The sequence below is a fragment of the Mesobacillus subterraneus genome, assembly GCF_000934845.1.
In the GTDB taxonomy this organism is placed as follows: Bacteria; Bacillota; Bacilli; order Bacillales; family Cytobacillaceae; genus Mesobacillus; species Mesobacillus stamsii.
The window spans coordinates 37868-48431 of record NZ_JXIQ01000033.1; the positions used below are offsets into that span (position 1 = coordinate 37868).

A 10564-nucleotide genomic window follows, 5' to 3' on the forward strand; every position below is an offset into this window, starting at 1 on the left:
GCAATTTGCCCATGAAGCCAAACATAGAGAGAAAAATGACAGAAAAGGAGGGGAAATTATTGGAGAATATTGCAGATCTCTGGAATAATGCTCTCATGAAAATTGAGAAAAAGATCAGCAAGCCAAGTTATGATACATGGTTAAAATCAACAAAAGCCCATTCGCTCCAAGGAGATGTCCTTACGATTACAGCACCGAATGAGTTTGCACGCGATTGGCTGGAAGAACGCTATTCCCAGCTCATTAGCGGAATTTTATACGAAATAACGGGTGAAGAGCTGGCTGTTAAATTCATTATTCCCCAAAACCAAAATCAAGAAGATCTTGATATACACTTGCCGCCAAGAAGGGTTAAGAGGGATGAGGAAATGCCAGATTTACCAGTCAGCATGCTGAACCCAAAGTATACATTCGATACTTTTGTCATTGGTTCAGGCAATCGTTTCGCCCACGCAGCATCGCTTGCAGTAGCTGAGGCACCGGCAAAAGCTTACAATCCATTATTCATTTATGGGGGAGTCGGACTTGGAAAAACCCATTTGATGCATGCAATTGGGCACTATGTTCAAGATCATAATCCGAATGCGAAAGTGGTTTATTTGTCATCTGAAAAATTCACGAATGAATTCATTAATTCAATCAGGGACAACAGAGCAGGGGATTTCCGCGATAAATATCGCAATGTTGATGTCCTGCTAATTGATGATATTCAGTTTTTGGCTGGGAAAGAACAAACACAAGAGGAATTTTTCCATACCTTCAATACCTTACATGAGGAAAGCAAACAGATAGTCATTTCAAGTGACCGTCCTCCAAAAGAAATTCCAACTCTTGAGGACAGGTTGAGATCCCGTTTCGAATGGGGCTTAATCACCGATATTACGCCGCCTGACTTAGAGACACGAATCGCGATCCTCCGCAAAAAGGCAAAAGCAGAGGGATTGGATATTCCGAATGAAGTCATGCTATATATCGCCAATCAGATTGACTCCAACATCCGTGAACTAGAGGGAGCCTTGATCCGGGTTGTCGCATATTCTTCACTCATTAATAAAGATATTAACGCAGACCTGGCAGCCGAGGCTTTAAAAGACATTATTCCGAGCTCGAAGCCTAAAGTGATTACGATTCTGGATATTCAACGGGTTGTAGGACAGCATTTTAATATTAAGCTCGAGGATTTTAAAGCAAAGAAACGAACTAAATCTGTCGCTTATCCAAGGCAAATCGCCATGTACCTTTCAAGAGAATTGACGGATTTCTCGCTTCCGAAAATTGGCGAAGAATTTGGTGGCCGTGATCATACAACGGTCATCCATGCCCATGAGAAAATTTCCAGGTTGATCACAACCGATCCAAATCTGCAAAGGCAAATTAAAGATATCAATCAACAATTAAGGGTTTAGGATAATGTGAATAACTCATCCCTGGTTGCACACAGCCTATCCACATGTGGATAGGCTGTGTTTCCTTTGCTTAGCTCACTTATCCACAAATCCACAGGCCCTACTAGTACTTCTATTACTTTTTTAAACATATTAATATATGCATAAACAACAAAAAGATACCAAAATGGAGGGGAAAAAATGAAATTTATAATCCAGCGGGATTATCTTCTGCAAAGCGTCCAGGATGTCATGAAGGCAGTAACAAGCAGAACGACTATTCCGATACTGACTGGCATTAAAATTGTTGCACATGAAGAAGGTGTCACACTTACAGGCAGCGATTCCGATATTTCGATCGAATCTTTTATTCAAAAAGAACTAGAAGGTGATGAAATCGTTGAAATCAAACAGCGAGGATCGATTGTTCTGCAGGCGCGTTTCTTTAGCGAAATCATTAAAAAACTTCCTACAGACATTGTAGAAATAGAAGTCCAACCAAATCTGCAAACCGTCATCCGATCCGGCAAATCTGAATTCAAACTTAACGGCCTTGATGCAGAAGAATATCCACATCTCCCGCAAATTTTAGAAGAACATATTTTTAAGATTCCGACAAACTTATTAAAAGGGTTGATTCGCCAGACTGTCTTTTCAGTGTCCACGTCAGAAACACGCCCGATCTTGACAGGTGTCAACTGGAAGGTCGAAAACAATGAACTGATCTGTATTGCAACAGATAGCCACAGATTGGCATTGCGAAAAGCTGAGATTGAAGCTGGGAATACTGAAAGCTATAATGTGGTGATCCCGGGCAAAAGCTTGAATGAATTAATCAAAATCCTGGATGACAGCTCCGATTTAGTCGATATTGTCATCACAGAAAACCAGGTTTTATTTAAAGCCAAACACCTGTTATTCTTCTCCAGATTGCTAGAAGGAAACTATCCTGACACAGGAAGACTGATTCCGAATGAAAGCAAAACGGAGGTTGTCGTGGTTACAAAACAATTTCTTAATGCTATTGATCGTGCGTCTTTGCTTGCAAAAGAGGGACGGAACAATGTCGTCAAACTTGCGACAATCGATGGCGGAGCAATTGAAATTTCCTCCATCACACCAGAAATCGGAACGGTTGTCGAAGAAATTCCTAGCCAGTCCATCGCCGGAGAAGAACTGAAAATTTCTTTCAGCGCAAAATATATGATGGACGCGCTAAAAGCATTAGAGGGTTCAGAAATCCAGATCAGCTTTACAGGCGCGATGAGGCCATTCGTCATTCGCCCCCTGCATGATGACTCTATCCTGCAGTTGATCCTGCCGGTAAGAACTTACTAAATCCAGACCACCACCAGTTATTGCTGGTGGTTTTTTAATAAGATCATTTGTTTCTATGGGATATATTTAGTAAAATAAAGTATTGATTCCTTTTGGAAGAAAAGGGTGCGAATCGTGAATGAGGAGATAAAAATTGATACGGAATATATTACGCTTGGCCAGTTCCTTAAATTAGCCGATGTGATTCCATCAGGTGGAATGGCGAAATGGTTTTTAAGTGAACACGATGTTTTTATCAATGGTGAACAAGATCAGCGAAGAGGCAGAAAGCTTCGTGCCGGAGACAGGGTATCGATTCCGGGTATGGGCGAGTTCAGCATAACGCAATAATCCAGAGGATGAACTGTTCATGTATATAGAGCAACTGCAATTAAGGAATTACCGCAACTATCAAGGATTAGAGGCAATATTTGAAAACAAGGTCAATGTCATCCTCGGCGAAAACGCCCAAGGGAAGACCAATGTGATGGAATCGATCTATGTATTGGCAATGGCAAAATCACATCGAACCTCCAATGATAAAGATTTGATTCGCTGGGACGAAGAATATGCTAAAATAGAGGGACGGATTAAAAAAAACAACGGATCGCTGCCAATGCAGCTTGTCATTTCCAAAAAAGGCAAAAAAGCGAAAGTCAATCATCTGGAACAGCGCAGGCTTAGCCAGTATGTTGGCAACATGAATGTCGTCATGTTTGCACCAGAGGACTTGAACCTTGTAAAGGGAAGTCCACAGGTAAGAAGACGATTTGTCGATATGGAAATAGGACAGGTTTCGGCAGTCTATTTGCATGACATCAGCCAGTACAATAAAATCCTTCTGCAGCGGAATCATTTGCTTAGGCAGCTGCAAATTAAAAAAACGACTGACCACACGATGCTGGAAATCCTGACCGAACAATTTATCCAGGCTGCTGCAAGAATCATAGTAAAACGGTTTGAATTTCTGAATTTGCTTGAACAATGGGCAGTGCCGATCCACCAGGGAATTTCAAGAGGACTGGAAGAATTGAAAATCATCTATAAACCATCTGCGGACGTATCAGAAGGGGATGATTTGTCGAAAATGATAGCAGTGTATGAAGAAAAATTTGCTAAAATAAAGACGAGAGAGATTGACCGGGGAACTACCATGTTCGGTCCGCACCGGGACGATCTGCAATTTGTTGTCAATGGCCGAGATGTCCAGACCTTTGGATCCCAAGGACAGCAGCGAACAACCGCGCTTTCGGTGAAATTGGCCGAAATCGAATTAATTCACGCTGAGATCGGGGAGTATCCGATTCTCCTGCTGGACGATGTCCTGTCAGAGTTGGATGATTATCGCCAATCCCATTTATTAAATACCATCCAAGGGAAAGTTCAAACCTTTGTCACCACCACCAGTGTGGATGGGATTGACCATAAGACATTAAGAGAAGCGGCCACTTATAACGTGAAGACCGGGGAAATGTCAAGAATCCAATGAGGTGGAATTTGATGTATATGCATGTTGGGGAAGAGGTCCTTGTCAGGACGAAAGATATTATTGCAATTATCGCGATGGAAAGTGTCAGTTTCTCCATGTTCATGGAAGAATTCATCGAAAAGCAGGACAGGGAGATTGTCCAACTGACTAAAGGGTCCATCAAATCCATCATCGTTACAGACAACCAAATTTATTATTCCCCGCTGGCGTCAGGGACTTTGAAGAAACGCTCACAAAAATCATCCGTTCAGGAGTTTGAATAGATTGGCGTTTTGCAAAAAAAAATGTCGAAAAACAATGCAAAATGGCCCATGGATTTTCAGTTTAGTGTCCCAGGTTACATTCCTGTGGAACAGCACTATTTTTATAAAAATGATGAGGTAACTGGAAAGTGTAGGTGATCGATATGGCAATGGAGGAACAAAAATCTATGCAGGGACAAGCGTATGATGAAAGTCAGATACAAGTGCTTGAAGGCCTTGAAGCAGTACGCAAACGTCCAGGGATGTATATTGGGTCAACGAGTGGAAAAGGCTTGCACCATCTTGTCTGGGAAATCGTCGATAATAGTATAGACGAAGCGCTTGCTGGCTTTTGTGATGAAATAAACGTCATTATCGAAGAAGATAACAGTATTACTGTCAAGGATAATGGCCGCGGGATTCCAGTCGGTATTCATGAAAAAATGGGAAGGCCAGCGGTGGAGGTTATCATGACGATTCTTCATGCCGGCGGCAAGTTCGGCGGCGGAGGGTATAAGGTATCTGGCGGGCTGCACGGTGTTGGTGCCTCCGTTGTCAATGCCCTGTCTATGTATTTGGAGGTATTTGTCCATCGTGATGGCAAAATTCATTATCAAAAATTCGAACGAGGCGCTGTTGGGGAACCTCTGAAGGTCATTGGCGAAACGGATTATACAGGCACAACAACCCATTTTAAGCCCGACCCACAGATTTTCACCGAAACGCTGGAATTTGAGTATGATATTCTCGCAACCCGTTTGCGTGAGCTTGCCTTTCTGAATAAGGCCCTTAAGATTACCATTGAGGACAAACGCGGCGAAGGCAGACGGAATGAGTACTACTATGAAGGTGGAATTAAATCATATGTTGAGCATTTAAACCGCACGAGAGAAGTACTCCATGAAGAACCAATCTTTATTGAGGGTGAAAAGGATGGAATCACGATCGAGGTCGCTCTCCAATATAACGATAGCTACACTGGAAATATTTATTCTTTTGCGAATAATATTCACACCTATGAGGGTGGAACACACGAATTTGGTTTTAAAACTGCATTGACTCGTGTGATCAATGATTATGCCCGTAAGCAAGGCGTTTTTAAAGATAATGACTCCAACCTTTCAGGAGATGATGTTCGGGAGGGCATAACAGCAATCGTGTCTGTTAAGCATCCAGATCCTCAATTTGAAGGCCAGACGAAAACAAAACTAGGAAATTCCGAAGTACGGACTGTGACTGACACCCTGTTTTCCGAGCACTTTGAAAAGTTCATGCTGGAAAATCCTGCGGTTGCCCGTAAAATCGTCGAAAAAGGGCTTATGGCGGCAAGAGCCAGACTCGCGGCAAAAAAAGCGCGTGAGTTGACGAGAAGAAAGAGTGCGCTTGAGATCTCCAGTCTGCCAGGAAAGCTTGCGGACTGCTCTTCAAAGGACCCAGCAATCAGTGAAATATATGTCGTAGAAGGGGACTCCGCGGGCGGTTCCGCCAAGCAGGGACGAGACCGTCACTTCCAGGCAATCCTGCCATTGCGAGGGAAAATCTTGAACGTCGAAAAGTCGCGTTTAGATAAAATCCTGTCCAATAACGAAGTAAGAGCAATCATTACAGCAATTGGAACAGGAATTGGCGAAGACTTCGACCTTTCTAAAGCTCGATATCATAAAATTGTAATCATGACTGATGCTGATGTGGATGGCGCCCATATCCGTACTTTATTATTGACGTTTTTCTACCGGTATATGAGAAAAATTCTCGAAGCTGGTTACATTTATATTGCTCAGCCCCCATTATACAAAATTCAGCAGGGCAAAAAAATTGAGTATGCTTATAACGACAAACAGCTTGAACAGATTCTCGCAGAGCTTCCGCAGCATCCGAAACCAGGCATGCAGCGCTATAAGGGTCTCGGCGAGATGAACCCAGAGCAGCTTTGGGATACGACAATGAACCCTGAGACACGGACATTGCTCCAGGTAAGCCTTGAAGACGCGATCGAATCAGATGAGACCTTTGAAATCCTCATGGGTGATAAGGTAGAACCGCGCCGCAATTTCATTGAGCAAAATGCTCGTTATGTAAAAAACCTGGACATATAAAAAAGTTTTGAAAACTAAATTAGTGTTTAGCATTGGCGCCTATTCAGGCGCTTGTGCTTTTCGACTAAAGGAGGTTTCTCTTAAATGGCTGAGACACCAAACGATCGTGTAAAAGAAATTAATATTAGCCAGGAAATGCGTTCATCCTTTCTGGATTATGCCATGAGTGTCATCGTAGCTCGTGCGCTTCCAGATGTCCGTGACGGCTTAAAGCCAGTACATAGAAGGATTCTATATGCGATGCATGATCTCGGCATGCACTCAGACAAAGCGTATAAAAAATCGGCGCGGATCGTTGGAGAAGTCATCGGTAAATACCACCCGCATGGTGACTCTGCTGTATACGATACGATGGTCCGTATGGCCCAGAATTTCAACTACCGCTACATGCTAGTCGATGGCCATGGGAATTTTGGTTCTGTCGATGGCGACGCCGCGGCTGCAATGCGTTATACAGAAGCACGGATGTCAAAGATCTCGATGGAGCTGTTGCGTGATATCAACAAAGATACCATTGATTATCAGGACAATTATGACGGTTCTGAAAGAGAGCCAATGGTCATGCCATCGAGGTTCCCAAACCTTCTCGTCAATGGTACTTCTGGGATTGCGGTCGGAATGGCGACGAACATCCCCCCTCACCAGCTCGGCGAAGTAATAGATGGAGTACTGGCAATTAGCAAGGATCCTGATATGAGCATCATGGAATTGATGGAAATCATCACTGGACCCGATTTCCCGACAGCAGGCTTAATTTTAGGTCGCAGCGGAATTCGGAAAGCTTATGAAACCGGCCGCGGGTCGATTACCTTGCGGGCGAAGGTTGAAATGGAACAAAAATCAAACGGCAAGGAAGTCATTATCGTCAGGGAACTGCCCTACCAGGTTAATAAAGCAAAGCTAATTGAGAAAATTGCTGAATTAGTCCGCGATAAAAGGCTAGACGGCATCACTGACTTGCGGGATGAATCGGACCGTAAAGGAATGAGGGTTGTCATTGAAGTTCGCAAGGATGCGAATGCCAATGTCCTTTTAAATAATCTGTATAAACAAACCGCCATGCAGACAAGCTTTGGGATCAACCTGCTTGCTTTAGTCGATGGACAGCCAAAGGTTCTGAACTTGAAGCAATGTTTAACCTATTATCTGGATCACCAGGTTGTCGTCATTCGCCGACGCACAGAATTTGAACTTCGGAAGGCGGAAGCGCGTGCCCATATTCTCGAAGGGCTGCGAATCGCACTTGATAATCTTGATGCGGTCATCAGGCTGATTAGAAGCTCGCGCACGACGGATATTGCCAGAGAAGGCTTGATGACACAGTTTACTCTATCGGAAAAGCAAGCTCAGGCCATACTTGATATGCGATTGCAGAGACTAACAGGTTTGGAACGCGAAAAGATTGAGGAAGAATTTCAGAACCTTATGCAGTTGATTATCGAACTAAAAGCGATCCTGGCCGACAATGAAAAGGTGCTCGAAATCATTCGGGAAGAGCTTACGGAAATCAAAGAGCGCTTCAAAGATGAGCGCCGCACGGAGATTGTCTCAGGCGGTCTTGAAATGATTGAGGACGAGGATTTGATCCCTCGTGAAAACATTGTCATTACCCTCACCCATAATGGGTACGTGAAACGCCTACCTGTTTCGACATATAGGGCGCAGCGCCGCGGAGGTCGCGGAATCCAGGGGATGGGAACGAATGATGATGATTTCGTCGAGCATTTAATTACTACCTCGACTCACGATACCATTCTTTTCTTTTCAAACAAGGGAAAGGTTTATCGTTCAAAGGGGTATGAGATACCGGAATTTAGCCGGACAGCGAAAGGAATCCCGATCATTAATCTGTTGGAAGTCGAAAAGGGTGAGTGGGTCAATGCCATCATCCCTGTGTCAGAATTCGTGGACGACTGGTATCTGTTCTTCACAACGAAAGAAGGAATTTCGAAACGTTCTCCACTTACCTCCTTCGCGAATATACGCAATAACGGGCTGATTGCCTTGAACCTGCGTGAAGGGGATGAATTGATCTCTGTTCGCCTGACAGACGGAACCAAGGAAATGATCATCGGCACCAAAGCTGGCTTGCTGATCCGCTTCCCTGAAACAGATGTCCGTTCCATGGGCCGTACTGCCACAGGAGTAAAAGGGATCCGTCTTTCCGCCGGTGATGAAGTCGTCGGTATGGAAGTCCTTGAAGAAAGTGCCGAAATCCTCGTCGTTACCAAGAACGGTTACGGTAAACGGACACCTTCCGAAGAATACAGAAGTCAAGGACGAGGCGGAAAAGGAATCAAGACTTGCAATATCACTGAAAAGAATGGGGATCTTGTAACGATGAAAGTCGTGACAGGAGAGGAAGACCTGATGCTAATCACTACAGGAGGTGTGCTGATCCGTATTCCGGTAAGCTCTATCTCGATGACAGGCCGTAATACACAAGGTGTGAAACTCATCAATCTCAACAAAGCAGAAAATGAGTACGTTTCGACAGTTGCGAAAGTTGACAAGGAAGAAGATAAGCCGGAAGAACTGGAAGAGGAAGAGAACGCGGAAGCAATCGTTACCCCAGATGAGGATAGCAGTGAAGCAGTAGAAACAACGAATGATCCAGAAGAAGAATAAACTTTTTAGGGGAGCACAAAAATGTGTTCCCCTTTTTTGGTAAAATAAAGTAAAATATTTGTAAGAGATGAAAAATTCCGGAGGGGATGGCCTTGCGCGTACTAGTAGATAACTTAAGAGAGGGCAGTATCCTCACTGAAGATGTTCTAAGTAAAACGAATAGACCCATCATGAGCAAGAACACTGTTTTATCAGAGCATCTAATCAATATTTTGAAAATTTTCCTGGTGAAAGAAGTGAATGTAGAGAAAACACTTGTAAATGGAATGCCGTACTCAACTCCAACAACCGGAAAAGATAGTGTGGATGACGACAAGCCTGATCGAACGTTTGTTGGTTTGTTTTTACAGGCCAAGCAGGAATTTAAGAAAGAATTCATTTCTTGGCAATCAGGGATGCCAATTAATATTGCCAAACTAAGATCGATCGTTTTGCCGCTTATTGAGCAAACTGATATGAATTCGGCGGATATATTCCATCTGCATCATTATACCAGCAAGACGGAATATCTGTATGATCACCCTTTGGCGGTAGGAATCATCAGTGCGTTCATCGCAAAAAAAATCAATTACAGCAAAGGAGAAGTGGCTCAAATCGCGCTTGCTGGATGTTTATCGGATTGCGGCATGGCGAAAATCAGTCCAAGCCTTCTGAACAAAAGCACCGCTTTAACAGTGGAGGAATTTGAGGAAATCAAAAAACATCCAACCTTCAGTTATCAGATGGTCAAAAACAGCCCGTTGCTGAAGGATACTTCCAAGCTTGCCATTTTGCATCATCATGAAAGGATGGATGGTAGCGGCTATCCTTTCGGCGAAAAGGCAAGCAGAATCCACCCATATGCGAAAGTTCTTGCAGTGGCTGATTCCTTTCACGCAATGACTTCTGAAAGAATTTACAAGCCAAAGCATTCCCCGTTTAAAGTGCTGGAAACGATCAATGAAGATTTGTTCGGAGAGTTTGATATTACCGTTTTGAAGGCATTAAGTACAGCGATCATGAATTATTCGGTTGGCACGAAAATCCGCCTCTCTAACGGACAATCGGCAGAAATTATTTTTGTAGACGAAAAAAATCCAGCAAGGCCACTAGTAAAATTGCTAGAGTCAAAGCAAATTCTTGCTTTAGAAAAACACAGATATTTACATATCGAGGAGATCATCCATTAAAAGCTGGCTATGTATGCCCAGCTTTTTTAAAATTTAATAGAGAATAGGTATTGCTTTCTAGATATTTTCCTGCTATAATTTTCAAAGTCAGTGACAAAACAACCATGTTCATGAAATTCTTCTTAAAAAAAGTTATTGACATAAATAGAATGAAAATGTTATATTTATAAAGTCGCTTCTGAGCGGCGCACACAAAATTGTTCTTTGAAAACTAAACAAACAAGCGTCAACAAACAAT

At 43.2% G+C, this 10564-nt stretch carries 8 protein-coding genes; all 8 read left to right on the plus strand.

Annotated elements, in window-relative coordinates; genetic code table 11:
- The first annotated feature begins 59 nt into the window (after window positions 1-59).
- Window positions 60-1406, plus strand: a complete 1347-nt coding sequence (gene dnaA / locus UB32_RS05960; RefSeq protein WP_044392046.1) for a chromosomal replication initiator protein DnaA — start codon at window positions 60-62, stop codon at window positions 1404-1406.
- A gap of 180 nt (window positions 1407-1586) precedes the next feature.
- Entirely contained in the window at window positions 1587-2723 is a 1137-nt protein-coding gene (dnaN, locus tag UB32_RS05965) for a DNA polymerase III subunit beta (RefSeq protein WP_044392047.1), read from the plus strand.
- A 114-nt stretch (window positions 2724-2837) separates the two neighbouring features.
- Window positions 2838-3053 carry a S4 domain-containing protein YaaA gene (yaaA, locus tag UB32_RS05970; RefSeq protein WP_044392048.1) on the plus strand — a complete coding sequence of 72 codons (216 nt, stop codon included), beginning with the start codon at window positions 2838-2840 and terminating at the stop codon, window positions 3051-3053.
- Window positions 3054-3072: 19 nt separating this feature from the next.
- On the plus strand, window positions 3073-4191 hold the full coding sequence (gene recF / locus UB32_RS05975) for a DNA replication/repair protein RecF (RefSeq protein WP_044392049.1): 1119 nt from the start codon (window positions 3073-3075) through the stop codon (window positions 4189-4191).
- An 11-nt stretch (window positions 4192-4202) separates the two neighbouring features.
- Window positions 4203-4454 (plus strand): extracellular matrix regulator RemB, encoded by a 252-nt coding sequence (remB, locus tag UB32_RS05980; protein WP_044392050.1) that lies wholly within the window; start codon window positions 4203-4205, stop codon window positions 4452-4454.
- A 143-nt stretch (window positions 4455-4597) separates the two neighbouring features.
- Entirely contained in the window at window positions 4598-6529 is a 1932-nt protein-coding gene (gene gyrB / locus UB32_RS05985) for a DNA topoisomerase (ATP-hydrolyzing) subunit B (protein ID WP_431305963.1), read from the plus strand.
- An 84-nt stretch (window positions 6530-6613) separates the two neighbouring features.
- Window positions 6614-9157 carry a DNA gyrase subunit A gene (gene gyrA / locus UB32_RS05990; protein ID WP_044392051.1) on the plus strand — a complete coding sequence of 848 codons (2544 nt, stop codon included), beginning with the start codon at window positions 6614-6616 and terminating at the stop codon, window positions 9155-9157.
- Between the two features lie 92 nt (window positions 9158-9249).
- Window positions 9250-10326, plus strand: a complete 1077-nt coding sequence (locus UB32_RS05995; RefSeq protein WP_198528166.1) for an HD-GYP domain-containing protein — start codon at window positions 9250-9252, stop codon at window positions 10324-10326.
- The last annotated feature ends 238 nt before the right edge of the window (window positions 10327-10564 follow it).

Bases quoted from the DNA above. Each gene is read 5' to 3' on its own strand.
- remB (WP_044392050.1), top strand. From the start codon at position 4,203: ATGTATATGCATGTTGGGGAAGAGGTCCTTGTCAGGACGAAAGATATT.
- gyrA (WP_044392051.1), top strand. From the start codon at position 6,614: ATGGCTGAGACACCAAACGATCGTGTAAAAGAAATTAATATTAGCCAG.
- dnaN (WP_044392047.1), top strand. From the start codon at position 1,587: ATGAAATTTATAATCCAGCGGGATTATCTTCTGCAAAGCGTCCAGGAT.
- recF (WP_044392049.1), top strand. From the start codon at position 3,073: ATGTATATAGAGCAACTGCAATTAAGGAATTACCGCAACTATCAAGGA.
- gyrB (WP_431305963.1), top strand. From the start codon at position 4,598: ATGGCAATGGAGGAACAAAAATCTATGCAGGGACAAGCGTATGATGAA.